At 73.2% G+C, this 16,476-nt stretch carries 12 protein-coding genes; 5 read left to right on the top strand and 7 right to left on the bottom strand.

The genetic code is table 11. The features are described 5' to 3' along the window. Together VK640_16805 and VK640_16800 are read right to left on the bottom strand one after the other, a co-directional pair. The coding region (locus VK640_16805; protein HTE74839.1) for a UvrD-helicase domain-containing protein at positions 1-1,653 on the bottom strand (1,653 nt) is incomplete at its 3' end. Between the two features lie 12 nt (positions 1,654-1,665). Continuing rightward, positions 1,666-2,673 carry a hypothetical protein gene (locus VK640_16800; protein ID HTE74838.1) on the bottom strand — a complete coding sequence of 336 codons (1,008 nt, stop codon included), beginning with the start codon at positions 2,671-2,673 and terminating at the stop codon, positions 1,666-1,668. A 104-nt stretch (positions 2,674-2,777) separates the two neighbouring features. Here VK640_16800 and VK640_16795 point away from each other — a divergent pair, with 104 nt between their 5' ends. Continuing rightward, positions 2,778-3,506 (top strand): PIG-L deacetylase family protein, encoded by a 729-nt coding sequence (locus VK640_16795; protein HTE74837.1) that lies wholly within the window; start codon positions 2,778-2,780, stop codon positions 3,504-3,506. Positions 3,507-3,534: 28 nt separating this feature from the next. Here the strand turns inward: VK640_16795 and VK640_16790 are convergent, their stop codons facing one another. After that, positions 3,535-3,966, bottom strand: a complete 432-nt coding sequence (locus tag VK640_16790; protein ID HTE74836.1) for a response regulator — start codon at positions 3,964-3,966, stop codon at positions 3,535-3,537. 170 nt (positions 3,967-4,136) lie between these two features. Beyond that, positions 4,137-5,555 (bottom strand): amidase family protein, encoded by a 1,419-nt coding sequence (locus VK640_16785; GenBank protein ID HTE74835.1) that lies wholly within the window; start codon positions 5,553-5,555, stop codon positions 4,137-4,139. Positions 5,556-5,644: 89 nt separating this feature from the next. Here VK640_16785 and VK640_16780 point away from each other — a divergent pair, with 89 nt between their 5' ends. Next, complete coding sequence (locus VK640_16780; GenBank protein ID HTE74834.1) at positions 5,645-9,190, top strand: CDP-glycerol glycerophosphotransferase family protein; 3,546 nt, start codon at positions 5,645-5,647, stop codon at positions 9,188-9,190. Here the strand turns inward: VK640_16780 and VK640_16775 are convergent. The 3 genes from VK640_16775 to VK640_16765 all read right to left on the bottom strand — a co-directional run bounded on the left by VK640_16775 (position 9,187) and on the right by VK640_16765 (position 13,462). Continuing rightward, a complete protein-coding gene (locus tag VK640_16775; protein HTE74833.1) occupies positions 9,187-9,924 on the bottom strand; it encodes an NUDIX domain-containing protein in 738 nt (245 codons plus the stop codon). The genes VK640_16780 and VK640_16775 overlap by 4 nt on opposite strands. Positions 9,925-10,205: 281 nt before the next feature. After that, the gene (locus VK640_16770) at positions 10,206-11,345 is read right to left on the bottom strand and encodes a sulfotransferase (GenBank protein HTE74832.1); all 1,140 of its coding nucleotides are present in this window, start codon (positions 11,343-11,345) and stop codon (positions 10,206-10,208) included. After that, a complete protein-coding gene (locus VK640_16765) occupies positions 11,342-13,462 on the bottom strand; it encodes a CDP-glycerol:glycerophosphate glycerophosphotransferase (GenBank protein ID HTE74831.1) in 2,121 nt (706 codons plus the stop codon). Before VK640_16765 ends, VK640_16770 begins: the two co-directional genes overlap by 4 nt. Before the next feature lie 118 nt (positions 13,463-13,580). Between VK640_16765 and VK640_16760 the strand changes: the two genes are divergently transcribed. The 3 genes from VK640_16760 to VK640_16750 are packed head-to-tail and all read left to right on the top strand — an operon-like array spanning position 13,581 to position 16,165. Further along, positions 13,581-14,669, top strand: a complete 1,089-nt coding sequence (locus VK640_16760; GenBank protein ID HTE74830.1) for a sulfotransferase — start codon at positions 13,581-13,583, stop codon at positions 14,667-14,669. 18 nt (positions 14,670-14,687) lie between these two features. Continuing rightward, entirely contained in the window at positions 14,688-15,260 is a 573-nt protein-coding gene (locus VK640_16755) for an NYN domain-containing protein (protein ID HTE74829.1), read from the top strand. A gap of 23 nt (positions 15,261-15,283) precedes the next feature. Further along, positions 15,284-16,165 (top strand): alpha/beta hydrolase, encoded by an 882-nt coding sequence (locus VK640_16750; GenBank protein HTE74828.1) that lies wholly within the window; start codon positions 15,284-15,286, stop codon positions 16,163-16,165. Positions 16,166-16,476: the final 311 nt, after the last annotated feature.

Below are 16,476 nucleotides of genomic sequence, written 5' to 3'. Positions count from 1 at the left end.
CTCCGCGGGAGGCAGCGGCTCGGTGCCTTCGGCCGTACGTCCGGAGGAGCCTGCGACGTCCGTGCCGACCAGCTCGCGCACCAGCACGTACTGCGCGTGGTTGGTGTCCTGGTACTCGTCGACCAGCTGCCGGAACGCCTGCACGTTGGCGAGCGATCGAGTCGCCAGCCCGTAGGCGTCCTCGCAGCGCCGCACGGCGGCGGCGAACGAGACACCCTCGCGCTGGGCCAGCGCCTCGAGGCAGGCCTCGGCGCGGTCGCCGATGCCGCGCTTGGGCACGTTGATGATGCGGCGCAGCGAGACGGTGTCCTCGGGGTTGGCCAGCAGCCGCAGGTAGGCCAAGGCGTCGCGGACCTCGCGCCGCTCGTAGAAGCGCACCCCGCCGACTACCTTGTAGGGCAGGCCGACCCGGATGAACACCTCCTCGAAGACCCGTGACTGCGCGTTGGTCCGGTAGAACACCGCCACCTGCGACGGGCTCACGCCCTCCTCGTCGGTGAGCCGGTCAACCTCGCCGGCGACGAAGGACGCCTCGTCGTGCTCGTTGTCGGCGACGTAGCCCACGACCGCCGAACCCTGGCCGGCGTCGGACCACAGGTTCTTCCTCTTGCGGCCCTGGTTGCGGGCGATGACCGCGTTGGCGGCGGACAGGATCGTCTGGGTCGACCGGTAGTTCTGCTCGAGGAGGATCGTCCGCGTCGCCGGGTAGTCCTGCTCGAAGTCGAGGATGTTGCGGATGGTCGCGCCGCGGAAGGCGTAGATGGACTGGTCGGCGTCGCCGACGACGCACAGCTCCGCGGGAGGCAGCGGCTCGGTGCCTTCGGCCGTACGTCCGGAGGAGCCTGCGACGTCCGTGCCGACCAGCTCGCGCACCAGCACGTACTGCGCGTGGTTGGTGTCCTGGTACTCGTCGACCAGCACGTGGCGGAACCGCCGGCGGTAGTGCTCGGCGACGTCCGGGAAGACCTGCAGCACGTTGACCGTCGTCATGATCAGGTCGTCGAAGTCGAGCGCGTTGGCCTGGCGCAGCCGCCGCTGGTAGAGCGTGTAGGCCTCGGCCAGCGTCTTCTCGATGTGGGTCTCGGCCCGCCCGGCGAACGTCTCCTCGTCGACCAGCTCGTTCTTGAGGTTGCTCACCTGCACCGAGAAGGACCGCGGGTTGTAGCGCTTGGGGTCCAGGTCGAGCTCGCGGCACACCAGCGTCATCAGCCGCTGCGAGTCGGCCGCGTCGTAGATCGAGAAGCTCGACGACAGCCCGACGTGCTTGGCCTCGCGGCGCAGGATCCGCACGCAGGCGGAGTGGAACGTGCTCACCCACATCACCCGGGCCCGGTTGCCGACGAGGGCGGACACCCGCTCCTTCATCTCGCCGGCCGCCTTGTTGGTGAACGTGATGGCGATGATCGAGCCCGGGTGGGTCTTGCGCGCCGAGAGCAGGTAGGCGATCCGGTGCGCGAGCACCCGGGTCTTGCCCGACCCCGCGCCGGCGACGATCAGCAGCGGGCTCCCCTCGTGCGTGACGGCCGCGCGCTGCTGGGGGTTGAGCCCCTCGAGGAGCACCGACGGGTCGCTCGACCGAGGCTTCGCCGCAGCCGGAGCGGCCGGCTCGGGCGGGCTCGGAAGCTGGAAGGCGTCGCCGAAGAGGGTGCTCATCTCCTCGACAGTCTAGGTGGCGGCCCCGACGACGTAGCCGGTCACGTCCACCGCCAGATGGCCCATCCCGCCGGTCAGCTCGAGGCTCACCACGCCGGTCGTGGCCCCCACCGGCACCGTCACCGTCGCCACCGCCGGCGCCCCCTTGCCGCCGATCGCCACGGCGGCGAAGGGCTCCGCCGACCCACCGGTCCAGGCCCGCAGCTCGGCGGGGGCGTCGAGGGCGGTCGCCCGCACGGACAGCGTCACCGCGGCGACCTCGCTCGCCGGCACGCCGCCGACCCCGAGGAGGGGCAGGTCCAGGCGCACGTCCGGGTGGGCCCGGCAGGCACCGCTGGGCAGCCCGCGGCCGGACCGGGTGTCCAGCACCCTGGCCGGTGCCGCGGGCACCACACCGCCCAGGGCGGGCAGCAGGGCCGGGAACCCGGGGGACCCCAGCGGCGCCGGGCAGGCGACCAGCCCGCTCCAGAACGACGTCCGGCCGAGGGCGCCGTCCCAGCTGAAGCTGACGTGGACGTGGTTGCGGTGGCAGGTCGTGTCGTACTTCTTCCAGCGCAGCTTGGGCTTCGTGCAGCCGTTGTAGTCCGTCCAGGCCAGGTCCCGCGGCCGCCAGATCTGGTTGTTCCAGATCAGGTAGCTGATGCCCAGGCGGCGGGCCATCGCGGCCGCGTTGCCGTAAGCGTCCGGCGCCTGGACCCAGGCCAGGAACGACTCCGCGACCGCCTTCTGTCCGGCGTCGCGGACGTTGACCATCCAGTCCAGCGCGCGGCCCTCCTCGTGGCCCGAGTCGGCGGCGCTGCAGGGGCGGACGATGTTGGACGGGATCACGCCGTAGGTCCGGGTGAGCAGGGTGCGCAGCTTGCGCGGCCCCTTCTTCTCGGTCGGGCTGCAGGTGTTCTCCCGCTCCCAGCCCGAGGTCGCGTCGATCAGCGGCCCGTACGTCCGGCTGCTCGGCGCGACGACGGCGCCCTGGGCGGGGGTGGCTCCCATGACGACGGCGACCGCGGTCGCGAGCGCCACGGCGACGCTGCTCGCCCGGCCGGCTCGGGCAGCACGGAAGAGGGCCACACCGGGTGATCGACGCACCGGACCGCCGTCTTGAGCGGCGTGCCTACGATGTCGCCGTGCTGGAGGACTCCGAGGTCGAGCGCGCGCTCGTCATCACCGCCCACCCCGACGACGTGGACTTCGGCGCCGCCGGCGCGGTCGCCACCTGGACCGCGGCCGGGATCGAGGTGACCTACTGCGTCTGCACCGACGGCGACGCCGGGGGCTTCGACCCGGCGGTGGCCCGCTCGGAGATCCCGGCCATCCGCCGGGCCGAGCAGGAGGCCGCCGCCAAGGCGGTCGGCGTCTCAGACGTCCGCTTCCTCGGCGAGCTCGGCCACCGCGACGGCACCCTGATGCCCACGCTCGAGCTCCGTCGGGACATCAGCCGGGTCATCCGTCAGATCCGGCCGCAGCGAGCCCTGATCCAGAGCCCCGAGCGCAACTGGGTCCGGGTCGGCGCCAGCCACCCGGACCACCTGGCGGCCGGCACAGCCGCGATCGCCGCGATCTACCCGGACGCGCGCAACCCGTTCGCACACCCGGAGCTGCTCGCCGACGAGGGCCTCGAGGAGTGGGCGGTCGCCGAGACCTGGGTGATGGCGCACCCGGACAACAACCACGCGGTGGACATCACGGACCTGTTCGACGTCAAGATCGCCGCCCTGCTGGCCCACGAGAGCCAGACCGGGCACATGGAGGGCTTCGCCGACCGGATGCGCGACTGGTACGCCGCCAACGCCGAGGCGGCCGGGCTGCCGGCCGGCCGGCTGGCCGAACGCTTCTTCGTCGTCTCGACCGCCTGACGTCAGTCGGCCCGCGGGTCAGCGGGGCTCACGGCAGGCGGACGGTGGCCGTCCAGTAGGACTCGATCGAGCGCACCACGTCCATGAAACGGTGCAGGTCGACCGGCTTGACGACGTACGAGCTGGCGCCGCACGCGTAGGCCGCCGCGACATCGACGTCCGAGCGCGACGTGGAGAAGACGACGACCGGCAGCGTGCGCAGGTCGGGATCGGCCTTGATCCTGCGCAACACGTCGATGCCGCTGACGCGGGGCAGGTTGATGTCGAGCACGACCAGGTCGGGCCGGGCGATGTCGCCGGCCGCGATCGCGTCGAGCTTGACCACCGCGTCGGCGCCGTCCTCGACGCGCAGCACCTCGCTGGTGCTGCCCGACTCCTCGAGGGCCAGCTGGACGAGCTTGGCGTCGGCCACGCTGTCCTCGACCAGGAGGATGCGGGCGGGACGGCCCCGCTGGTGCACCGGCCCACTCCCTCGGTCCGCCCCCGCGCACGAGGACGCCGAGGTAGGTCACCCCGGCGCCAATGGTGGGGACGCTAGCCGCGTGGGCGAGGCGGCGACGGGCGCTTGGCGCAGGACTGCCCGAACGGGTGGTGCCGGCATGGTCCACCCAGCTCAGGCGGCTCAGCCGGTCAGCCGCGCAGCAGCGCCGGGTTGACCTGGGAGACCGGCCGGCGGGCGTCCAGGGTGCCCTCCAGCGCGAGCGCGAGCGAGAGCAGCGCGGCGTCCGCTCCGGCCCGGCCGAGGAGCGCGACGCCGTACGGCGCCCGGTTGCCCGCCCGGTAGCCCGCCGGCACGACCACGCTCGGGTAGCCGGCCCGGGCGGCCACCCCGGAGCCGTGCCAGGACGGCACGACCACGGCGTCGGCGCCTTGGGCGTCGAGGACAGCGTCGATGCCGTGCTCCCCCGCGACCGCCCGGTCCCGGGCGCGGGCCGAGAGGTAGGCCGGCCGGTCGCGCTCGTGGTCGACCGCGAGGGCGGCGAGCACGTGCTTCTGTCCGTACTTCAGGGCGTCAGTCGCGTGGTCCTCGTTCCAGCGGGCGATCTCGGCCAGCGACCGCATCGGGGCGCCCTCCGGCAGCCGGGCCAGGTAGGCGTCGACGTCACGGGCGAACTCGTAGTGCAGCACGAGCATCTCGTCGGTCTCGGCCAGCGCGGCCACCTCGACGACCGTCGCGCCGGCGCCCCGTACCCGCTCCAGGGCGGCGTCGAGCAGGGCGCGCTCCTCCTCGTGCAGGTCGTCGGGTGGCGGGGGCAGCACGAGCCGGGCGCCGCGCAGCGCGTCCGGGGCCGACTCCAGGTCCCGGCCGGACATCGCGGCGAGCACCAGCGCCGCGTCCGCCACCGTCCGGGTCATCGGCCCGGCGCAGTCCTGGCTGGTCGCGATCGGCAGGATGCCGGCACCTCTGACCAGGCCGAGCGTCGGCTTGACGCCGACCAGGCTCTGCGCATCGGCGGGGCAGATGATCGACCCGTCGGTCTCGGTGCCGACCGTCACGGTCGCCAGGCCGAGCGCCGCGGCGGCGCCGGACCCGCTGCTCGACCCGCAGGGTGAGCGGCTGACGTCGTAGGGGTTGAGCACCTGGCCACCGAGCGACGAGTAGCCGCTCGGCATCCCCTCGGTCATGAAGTTCGCCAGCTCGGTGAGGTTGGTCTTGCCGAGGACGACGGCGCCGGCGGAGCGCAGCCGGCCCACCAGGTCGGCGTCGCGGTCCGGCACCGAGTGCTCGAGCGCGAGCGCCCCGCCCGTGGTCGGCAGACCCGCCACGTCGATGTTGTCCTTGACCAGGACCGGTACGCCGTGCAGCGGGCCCCGCGTCGACCCCGCCGCCCGCTCCCCGTCCAGCGCGGCCGCCTGCTCCTCGGCGTCCGGGGCCAGGCAGCGCACGGCGTGGACCGCCGGACCGCGCCGGTCCAGCGCGTCGATCCGGGCCAGGTAGCCGTGGACCAGGTCGACGGCGCTCACCCGCCCGGCGGCCATCGCCGACGTGACGTCGCGCACGCCTGCTGTCTCGAGGTCGAGGCCGCCGGGGCCGTCCAGGTCACCCACGGGCGCAGCGTACGGCGGCCTGGCTGGGCGCGGTCCGGCCCGGCCCTAGACTGCGCAGGCCGTCCATCGTCGTAGGAGCCGAGCCCTTCATGCCCCTCCTGAGCGTCGTCGTCCCGATCTACAACGTCGAGCGATACCTCACCGAGTGCCTCGAGTCGCTGGCGCAGCAGACGTTCGGCGAGCTCGAGGTGTTCATGGTCGACGACGGGGCGACCGACTCGAGCGCGTCGATCGCCGCTGCCTTCGCCGAGCGGGACTCCCGCTTCCAGCTGGTCCGGCAGCCCAACGGCGGGCTGGGCAACGCCCGCAACACCGGCGCCGACCGCGCCACCGGCGACTACATCGCGTTCGTCGACAGCGACGACGTCGTGGTCCGCAACGCCTACGAGCTGCTGGTCGGCACCCTCGAACAGACCGGGTCCGACTTCGCCTCCGGCAACTACCACCGGCTCACCCAGACCGGCACCCGCCAGGCCGGCATGGTCACCTCCGCCTTCACCGCGACCCGGCTGCGCACCCACGTGTCCAAGCACCCGGCCCTGCTGGCCGACCGCACGGCGTGGAACAAGGTGTTCCGGCGCTCGTTCTACGTCGACAACGGCTTCCGCTGGCCCGAGGGCGTCCTCTACGAGGACATCCCCGTGACGCTGCCCGCGCACGTCAGTGCGACCTCGGTCGACGTCCTGCGCCAGCCCATCTACCTGTGGCGCGCCCGGGTCGGGGACAGCACGTCCATCACCCAGCGCCGCACCGAGCCGCGCGCCATCCGGGACCGCACCGCCGCGGTCGACGGCGTCAGCCGGTTCATGGCCGGGCACGGTGAGAAGGACCTCAAGCGCCGCTACGACCGGTCCGTGGCCGAGCAGGACCTCAAGTACTTCCTGGTCCAGCTCGACGCCGCCGACGCGGAGTTCCGCTCGCTCTTCCTCGACCTGGTCAACGACTTCTTCGACCGCGCCGCCGACGACGTCTTCGACCACCTGCCGGCGATCGACCGGCTCAAGTGGCACCTGGTGCGCCGCCGGCTGATGCCCGAGCTGCTGGAGGTGCTGCGCTTCGAGAAGTCCGGCGAGATCAAGGGCACGCCGGTGATCCGACGCGGCCGGCAGTTCTACGGCGACTACCCGTTCCGCGGCGAGCCGCACCTGGCCGTCCCGGACAGCGTCTACAAGCTGGACCGCGACGAGCTGCCGCTGCGCGCCCGGATCGAGGACGTCTACTGGGAGGGCGACCGGCTGCACCTGAGCGGGTTCGCCTACATCGCCTTCCTGGACCTGGCCAAGGAGCGCTCGTCCCGGATCAGGCTCACCCTCGAGGAGGCCGGTCATCCGGAGAGCGTCGTCGCGCTCAAGGTGCGCAAGGTCAGCCGACCCGACGTCACGGCCGTCGCGCTGGACGGGGTCACCGACTACACGTGGTCGGGCTTCGAGGCCTCGGTCGACGTCTCCTCGCTGCGGCAGCGGCGCGGCTTCCGCGACGGCCAGTGGCGGCTGCGGGTCGAGGTGCGGTCCCACGGCATCATGCGCCGGCGATGGCTCGCCGGGACCGCGCCCGGCCGGGCGACCCGCCCGGCCCTGCACATCGTCGACGGCGCCCGGATGATCCCGACCACCGAGGCCGGCCACTTCGGGCTTCAGGTCAGCACGATGCCGGCGCACCTCGACGACATCCGGGTCGACGGCAAGGTGCTGGAGTTCTCCGGCGTGCTGAGCGGCCGGGCCTTCGACCCCGCCGTCGCCCAGGTGCGCCTCGCCCGGGTCGACGGCTCGGTGACCCTGCACTACCCGGTCGCGCCGGACGGCCCGTCCACCCGCGACGGCCAACCGTTCCTCTTCCGGATCCCGCTCGACGACGTGCTGAGCGGGCGGGTGGTGGGCGACAGCGCGGCCGGGTCCGAGGCGCGCGCCGACGGCATCAACTGGGAGCCGTCGATCCTGCCCGACGGCTCGGGCCGCCGGGTGCCGCTGGCGGCGGACGTCGACATGCCCGAGCCCCGGCTGAGCATCGTCGAGCCGCACCCGGCCGAGGTCGTCGTGCGGTCGACCCGCACCGGGATGGCCCGGGTCGTGGAGCGCTACTTCCGGCCGGTCGTCGACATGGTGGGCTGGACCGACGACGGATGGGTCGAGGTCGCCGGCAGCTACCACGAGCCGACGGGGGCCGACGCCGACCTCGTCCTGACCCATGCCGACTGGGAGGAGCACCACTCCGTCCCGATGTCCCGCCAAGGCGACCGGTTCAGCGCACGGATACAGCCGCACGCCGTCACAACCCTCGGCGGCGTGCTGCCGCTCGCCGAGGGAGCCTGGGACCTCTACGCCCGGCTGCGCCCGGCCGGCTCGCTGGTCCGGATCAAGATCGTGCGCAGCCTGCTCGACGAGCTGCCGACCGTCCGCCGGGTCGGCGGTCGCGACGTGATGGTCCGCGACGTGGAGTTCGACAGCCTGGCGATCGTGGTGCCCCCGGAGCTGCCGGTCAGCGAGACCAAGCGGGCCGGCCAGCGGCGGCTCCAGCTCGACGACTTCCCGGCGTACCTCCGCAAGGCGCCGCGCGACCTGGTGCTCGTCGACGGCTACGCCGACGGCGCCTACGCCGACGACGCCCGCGCCCTGCACGAGGAGCTGCAGCGCCGGGACACCGGCTTCGAGGTGCTGTGGAGCGTCGTCGACGGGCAGGCGGCGCTTCCCGCCGGCGTGCGGCCGGTGGCGCGGCACGGCAGGGACTGGTACGAGGCCACCGCCCGCGCGCGGTACGTCGTCGCCGCCGACTACCGCGGCGTCGCCGACATGGCCAAGCCGCGGCACCAGCGGGTGCTGCAGACCTGGCACGGCAGCCCGGTGACCGCCGTCGGGCTCGACGACGAGCAGGCCGGCAGCCGGCTGGGTCGCGGCTGGCAGGACCGGGTTCGCCGCGAGGCGGCGCAGTGGGACCTGCTGGTGGCCACCGGCGACGAGGCGGGCGCCCGGCTGCACCAGGCCTTCGGCGACCACGCGACGGTCCTGACCGGCGGGCTGCCGCGGCACGACCTGTTCGCCGGCAACGGCGCCGACGAGCTGCGGGCCGCCGTGCGCGCCCGGCTCGGCGTCTTCCCGGATGCGCGGGTGGTCCTCTATGCACCGACCCACCGGCCGGACCGGGAGTACGCCCCCGGGCGCTACCTGCTGGACCTCGAGATCGACCTCGACGTCGCCCGGGAGGCTCTCGGCGACGACCACGTGCTGCTCGTGCGCCCGCACCCGAAGGTGGTCGACAGCGTCCCGGAGGCCGACGGCACCCGGGTGGTCGACGTCACCGGGTGGCCCGACGCCCGGGAGCTCATGGTCGCGGCCGACGTGCTGGTCACCGACTACTCGTCGGTGATGGTCGACTTCGCCCACACCGGCCGGCCGATGGTCTTCTGGACCCCCGACGGGGACTACTACCGCGAGCACCTGCGGGCGGTCTACATCGACCCGGCCGAGCTGCCCGGTCCCACCGTCGAGACGGCGGAGGACATGCTCGCGGCTGTGGCCGCTGCTACCCGCGACGGCCAGCCGGCGCACGACGACGCCTACCGCAGCTTCCGTGAGCGCTACGCCCCGCCCGGCGACGGCAAGGCGACCGCACGCGCCGTCGACGCCCTCCTCGAGGGTTAGCGATCGTCGCGGAACGGGCCGTGCAGCGCTGCCCATTGCAGCAACATGATCGTCTTGGCGTCCGAGATCCGACCGTCGCGGGTCATGGCGAGCGCGTCGTCGAACGGCAGCTCGACCACCTCGATGTCCTCGCCGTCGTCGACGAGGCCGCCACCGGGGCCAGACATGCTCTCTGCCGAGTACGGCGCGGCAAAGAAGTGCAGCCGCTCGGTCACCGAGCCCGGGCTCATGTAGCTGTCGAACACGTGCGTCAGGTGCCCGACCTCCACACCCACCTCCTCGGCGGTCTCCCGGCGCACAGCGGTCTCGGGGTCGTCCTCGTCCAGGAGACCGGCCGGTGCCTCGACGAGCAGCCCGTCGGGATGTCCGTTGACGTAGACGGGGTAACGGAACTGCCGCGTCAGCAGGACGGTGCGGCGCTGCACGTCGTGGAGGAGGATGGTCGCACCGTTTCCCCGGTCGTACGTCTCCCGGGACTCCGTCGACCAGTGCCCGTCGCGGTGCCGGTAGTCGAACGTCGTGCGCCGCAGCACGTGCCAGCCGGAGCCGGTCAGCTCCACGTCGCGGACCCGGACACCAGGGTTGCCCGTCAGGTCACGGCCTGCCTCGTCGAGCCCCTTCCGGCCTCGCGCGTCCGGCACGTCGAGTCCAGGCCGCCCGGTGGTCCCGGCCGGAGGCACCTCGAGGACGTCGGTGTAGACCGGCAGACCGCGAGACCGAGCGAGCTCGACCATCTCGTCGGACCCGGCGGACTCGCCGGGAAGCCTCAGCACGGCCTCGCAGCGCTCGACCAGGCGGCGGCCGACCGGGTGGAACACCTCGTCGAACTGCTGGTCGCCGATGGTCCTGCTCCCCGCGGCCGCGGCGAGCGGGAGAGCGATGTCCTCCCCGTTGACCGCCAGGTGGCCGGCCCGGAACAGCGTGAGGGTCGCGGCACGGATCCGCGCCAGGTTCGCCGCGACGCGGTCGGGATCGTCCCCGGTGCCGCTCCGGTAGGGACCGGCGACGAGGATCATCACCGCCGGACGAGGTTGGCGGCCTTGTTGGCCGTGCGCATGATGCGCGACCGCCAGACCGGCGGCACCCGACGCCGCAGCTTGGGCGGGACGACGCGCTCGGCCACCCGGATCACCGCGTCGGCACCGGACCCGCGCGACGTACCTGCCCCGCCGGAGGCGCCCGCCCTGGTGGCGACCGCACCCCTGTCGCCCCCGGTCGCGCCCCCCTTGGGCCGCAGGGCGTGGATCGTGGACTGCGCGATGTCCTCGGCCTCGGAGTAGAACGTGTGGTAGCGCTCGCGCGACTCGTCGAGGACGGCGCGGTTCTCCGCCGAGTCGCCGCCGGCGACGGACAGCGCGGTGAACTGCTTCCACACGTCCTCGGTCATCGCCTCCACCTGCTGCGGGACACCGACGTCGGCGAAGGTGACCTTCTGGCGGTGCAGCGTCGGGTCGACGAACTCGTCGACCCGGCGGCGCACCTCGTCGGGGATCTCGCGCAGGACCGGGATGTCCAGTGCCTCGCCGACCCGCGACATCTCGCCCGACCAGTCGGCGAGCAGGTCGTCGTAGCGGACGAAGACGCGGCGCGAGTCGCGGGTCGCGTACTCCGTCTCGAGCATGACGTTGACCCACGACAGGGTCCGGCTGGCCGGCGACTGCCAGTCGCCGTACCACTTGATGGCGGAGCTGACCGCCTCGGCCGGGTGCCGCAGCAGCGACGCGAAGGAGACGTCGACGCCGAGATCGGTGGCGGCCTTCTCCCACAGCGGCAGGAACCAGCCGATCCGGGGGTCCTTGACGACGACGCTGTCCCGGCCGACGAACTGCACGGCCAGCCACGACTTCAGCTCGGCGAAGGTGTTGCGGTCCTGTGCGGCCCGCGCGGTGTCCTCCCACGCGGCCGGGCGCGAGTCCCAGACCGAGACCCGGCGGGACCGCAGGTTGCGGCCGTGGAAGTCGACGACCCATTGCGGCTCGCCGAAGCCCTTGGGGTTGGTCGAGTCGGCCTGGACCTCGGGCTGCGGCACGTGGAAGCCGGTCATGCCGAGGATGGTGGTGAACAGGCTGGTGCCGCTGCGGCCGACGCCGGCCACGATCACCAGCCGCTTGCGCGCAGCCTCCGCCCCCGAGGAGCTGCTCACGTCGTTGCTCATCCATCCTCCACGGGCGCCGGCCACAACCTGCGCACGACGCGCTCGGCCGCCCGGCCGTCCTCGAGGGAGCAGAACCTGGCGCGGAACGCCTGCCGCAACGCGGTCGACCCATCGTCCCACGCCCGCCGGGTGACGAGCACCTCGGCCAGCTCCTCCTGGGTCCGCACCACCGGGCCGGGCGACTCGTCCAGCAGGTCGACGTAGGTGCCACGCAGGTTGACGTACTCCTCCCAGTCCGACGCGAAGACCACGATCGGCCGGTCGAGCACGGCGTAGTCGAACATCACCGACGAGTAGTCCGTGACCAGCACGTCGGCCGCGAGGTAGAGGTCCTCGATCCTCGGGTGGTCGGCCACGTCGACGACGCCACGCGCTGGCTCGGCACCCATCGGCGAGTCGGCGTAGAAGTAGTGGGCCCGCACGAGCAGCACGTGGTCCGGTCCGAGGGCAGCCGCCAGCTGCGCCGGGTCGAGCTGCGGCACGAAGCTCTTGTGGTACTCCCGGTGTGTCGGCGTGTAGAGGACTGCCGTGGTCCCCTCGGCGATCCCGAGCCCGGCCCGCACCGCCGCCACCTGCTCGGGCGTCGCGGTCGCCAGCACGTCGTTGCGCGGGTAGCCGGTCTCGATGCTCTCGTAGGTCCCCGGGTAGACCCGCTCCCACTGCTCGGTGGTGAACGCGTTCTGCGACACGCTCAGGTCCCACTTGGCGACCCGCTCGACCAGCCGGTCGAAGTTCATCCGCTTGCGGCCGTAGGTGGCGTCGACCAGGTCGAGGCCCATGGTCTTGACCGGCGTGCCGTGGTGGGTCTGCAGGTGCACCTGGCCCGGGCGCTTCACGAAGTCGTTGGGGAAGTTCACGTTGTTGACGAGGTACGTCGCGCGGGCCAACACCCGGTAGTAGTCGCGGGTGCCGGTGACGACGAACGGCACCCCGGCCGGCACCCGGTCCTGCTTGTCCGCGTCGACGACCCACACGCCACGCACCCAGGGCGCCAGCTCGCGGGCCTTCTCGTACACCGCCCGGGGGTTGCAGCTGTAGGCGGCGAACCAGTACGCCGCGTAGACGGCGAGGTCGGGCTCGAGCGGCCGGCGCAGCTGCGCGCGGTACCACGCCTGCAGCGGCCACGACCTGGCTGCGCCGGGCAGCCGCCGGGCCTGGCGTGCTCCTCGACGAGCGGCGCGGACCGCCCCCCGCCCGCCCCGCCTGGCACGCGCCGCCTCGCCCACCGCCCGCCACGCCGGGTAGCTGCCGGCCTCGAGCGCCCTGCGCTGCGCCGGGTGAAGTCGCAGCAGCGCCTGCGCGTCCTCCCCCAGAGCCCGCCAGGCCGCGGCGACCGCAGCCAGCTGGGACCTTCGCAGCCGCAGCGGGAGCTGCTCGACCTGGCCGAGCGCAGCCTCGACCACGGCGGCGCGCACGGCCGGGGCCGCGGTGCGGGGCAGGTCGCGCACCAGCTCGGCGTAGGCCGCGGCGACCTCACGGGCCGGGCGCGGGTCGGTCCGGCGACGTACGGCCTGCGGAAGCACTCGCCGGACGTACGCCGTCGCGCCGAGCCGCCGCAGGTCCCCGGCAGCCAGCGCGACACCCCACGCGGCCGCGACCTCCCAGCCGCCACCGGCACGCACCGCCGCGGCAAGGTGCCCGCGCAGCAGGCCGGCGGTGACGACGGAGTCCCAGAGCCACGGGGTGCCTCCGGCCGGCGCCTTCACCCGGCGCTCCTTGCCGTCGTAGCCGCGCAGCAGGTGGTCGACGACCAGCACCGGCGGCCGGTCGGCGAGCGCACCCAGTACCTCGTCGAGCGCCCCTGGCGGCAGCACGTCGGTGGGCTCGACGAACCACACGTGGTCGCCGGTCACCAGGTCGAGGGCCGCCAGCCGGGCCGCCGCGGGGCCGGCCCGCTCGGCGCAGCGGTGCACCCGCAGGCGACCGTCCTGTGCGACGAGCTCGGCCAGGATCTCCCGGGTGTGGTCGGTGGACGCGTCGTCCACCACGAGCAGCTCGACGTCGTCACCGCCGCCCCCCTGGTCGAGGGCGCCCACCTGCGTGAGCAGGGAGCGGACGCCGCGGCGGAGGTGTCCCTGCTCGTGGTGGGTCACGAGCACGAGGCTCAGCCGTGGCATGTGCCGCCCTTCGAGGGGTGCAGAGATGGTCGAGTGGGGCCGCCCGCACGCGGTTTGGCCTGCCCTGACAGGGTTGCGTATCGTACTCCCGCCCGACCCCGACCCCTGAGGAGCCGACGTGGCTGACGCCGCGGGATCGCCGGGCGGCAAGCCCATCTTCATCGTCGGGCCGATGGGTTCGGGCACCACCCTGCTGCGGCTCATCGTCGACAGCCACGACGACATAGCCATCGCGCAGGAGACCAGCATCATGCGGGCCTACCTGGCCCACCGGTGGATCCCGTTCCACCGCCACGGTGGCGACTGGTACGGCCGGCTGGGCTTCTCCGACGACGAGCTCGACGAGCGGATGCGCGAGTTCTACGGCGGGATGTTCGAGCGCTGGGCGGCGTCGCAGGGCAAGAAGCGCTGGGGCGACAAGACCCCGTGGCACGCCTGGCAGCTGCGTGAGATCGCCCGGGTCTTCCCGGACGCCGTCGTGCTGGCGACCGTGCGACACCCGGGGGCCGTCGCCGCCTCGGTGTCCGGCCGCTTCCGCCTCGGCTGGGGCGGCGCCGTCTCGCACTGGATCAACACCGAGACCGAGCTGGTGCAGCGCGGCCGGGAGCTCGGCGACCGCTTCCTGCTCGTCCGCTACGAGGACCTGGTCCTCGACCCGGCGACGACGCTGCGCGAGGTCTTCGACTGGCTCGACGCGCCGTGGTCGGACCGGCTGCTGGAGCACCACGTCGTGCACGGCGAGCGTGGCGGCCCCAAGAAGGTCGAGGGCGGCGCCCGCACCGACGCGCCGATCAGCACCGAGCGCATCTCGGCCTGGACCGAGGAGGCGACCGAGGACAACATCGCGACCCTCAAGGACAAGGTCGACGGCCTGTTCGCGTTCTTCGGCTACGACCAGCAGGACCCGGACGCGCTGACCCCCGTGACCGTCGAGGGGTCCCCGCGGAAGAAGACGTTGACCGGCACCGAGCTCGGGCAACGGCGGGACGCCTTCCCCGAGCTCACCCAGCTCGACGAGCCGATGACCCCGTGGTTCGGCAACCGGATGCTCACGCCCGAGGCGATCGGCGTCGCGGCACCCAAGAAGAAGCGCGTCACTCCCAAGGAGGCCGCGGCCCCGCCGCCGTCGCCGCCGACGTTCGCCCGCCGGGCCCGTCGCGCAGCCGGTCGAGCGGTCCGCAAGGTGCGCCCCGCCCCGCCGAAGTAGCAACCACCGGAGGACGCTGTGGCGGACGGGTCGAGCAACCGGCTGACGTACCTCCTGGTCGACGGCGAGAACCTCGACGCCACCCTTGGCACCGACATCCTCCGGCACCGGCCGGCGCCGGACGAGCGGCCGCGCTGGGACCGGGTCGCCGAGTTCCTCCGGCAGCGGTGGGGCCAGGACGTCCGCGGCATCTTCTTCCTCAACGCGAGCTCCGGCACGCTGCCGATGCCGTTCGTCCAGGCGCTGCTGGCGCTGGGCTACCGGGTGGTGCCGCTGGCCGGCAGCAAGGACCAGAAGGTCGTCGACGTCGGCATCCAGCGCACCCTCGACGCGATCGGTGGTCGCGAGGGTGACGTCGCCCTGGTCAGCCACGACGCCGACTTCGAGCCGCACCTGCGGGCGCTGCTGCCCGACCGCCGGGTCGCCGTGCTGGGCTTCCGCGAGTACGTCAGCCAGCGGCTCGCCGAGCTCGAGCCGCAGGGTCTGCAGTTCTTCGACATGGAGTCGGCGGTCGGCGCCTTCAACGTGCCGCTCCCCCGGGTACGGGTGATCCCCCTCGACGAGTTCGACCCCGAGCACTTCCTCGGCTGAGCCGGTCGGCGCATGGTGACTCCATGGGGAGTCACCGTGCGCGGTGGCCGGCGGTGGGTGCGCTGCTGGTCGCGGCTCTCGCGGGCTGCGGAGGCGACGGCGCGGACGACGGCTCCGACGCGGCCGGCAGCGCCGGCCGTACACCGTCGCCGGCCTCGGCCAGCGCGATGCCCACGTCCACGAGCGACGTCCCTGAGCTCGTCGACATCGGGGGCGGACGGCACGTCTACGTCCACTGCTCCGGCGAGGGCAGCCCCACTGTGGTCATGGAGAGCGGGGACGAGTCGGACCAGTTCCAGTGGTCAGCGGTGCAGCCGGCCGTTGCCGAGGAGACCCGGGTCTGCTCGTACGACCGGCTCGGCAACGGCTCCAGCGACCCGGCGACGGGCTGCCGGCGGACGCCGGAGCTGCTGGCCGACCTGACCGCGATGCTCGCCGCGGTCGACGCCCGTCCCCCGTACGTCCTTGTCGGGACCTCCGGCGGCGGGTTCATCATGACGAGCTACGCGTACGAGCACCAGGACGAGACGGTCGGCATCGTGCTGGCCGAGACGCCGCGCGCACTGATCGCGTCGCGCGCACCGAGCGATCTGCTCGCCGACCTCGACTGCCGGTCGACGGAGAACCAGGAGCACCGTGACTACGTCACCGTCGAGCACTGGGCATGGCAGCACCGCCAGCGCATCGGCCGGATCCCCATGACCGTCATCAGCAACGACTACGGCGACTTCTACGCCGACGACGAGCAGCGCACCAACGTGCGGGCCCAGCGGGACTGGCTCGTGCTCAGCCCGCTGGCCAGGCAGGTGGTCGTGACCACCGGGCACGACGTCCCCGAGAACGAGCCCGACCTCACCGTCCGCGAGATACTCCGGGTGGTCGGCGAGGCGAGGGTCAGCGGGTGAAGGGCCGGTAGGCGGCGCCGCACCACTCCGCCGGCGCCGGCCAGCGAGTCGTCGACCCGGCCGTCGGTGCCGATCACGTGGACGGCGTGGGCCCGGGCCTCCGAGCCCAGCGGCCGCTGCGCCAGAACGGGTGGCTCCGATCTCGTAGCCCAGAGTGACGAAGAGGTACCCCGTCGTGCCCGGGTGCACCCGTTCGGCCCGACCTGGTCCCGACACGTGGGGGAACTTCCCGATTTCGCCTCCCGTCCCCGCGATGCGCGCGTACCGTCGACCTTCCGAGCAGCCCGACGCAACAACCCTGGAGGAGCCGG

The sequence above is a fragment of the Actinomycetes bacterium genome (genome assembly GCA_035489715.1).
In the GTDB taxonomy this organism is placed as follows: domain Bacteria; phylum Actinomycetota; class Actinomycetes; order JACCUZ01; family JACCUZ01; genus DATHAP01.
Note: the sequence above shows the minus strand (reverse complement) of the source record. Positions and strands in the feature narration are given on the sequence as shown.

Excerpts from the sequence above, each read along its gene's own strand:
- VK640_16780 (HTE74834.1), top strand. The coding sequence starts at position 5,645 with ATGCCCCTCCTGAGCGTCGTCGTCCCGATCTACAACGTCGAGCGATAC.
- VK640_16775 (HTE74833.1), bottom strand. The coding sequence starts at position 9,924 with ATGGTCGAGCTCGCTCGGTCTCGCGGTCTGCCGGTCTACACCGACGTC.
- VK640_16770 (HTE74832.1), bottom strand. The coding sequence starts at position 11,345 with ATGAGCAACGACGTGAGCAGCTCCTCGGGGGCGGAGGCTGCGCGCAAG.
- VK640_16765 (HTE74831.1), bottom strand. The coding sequence starts at position 13,462 with ATGCCACGGCTGAGCCTCGTGCTCGTGACCCACCACGAGCAGGGACAC.
- VK640_16750 (HTE74828.1), top strand. The coding sequence starts at position 15,284 with ATGGGGAGTCACCGTGCGCGGTGGCCGGCGGTGGGTGCGCTGCTGGTC.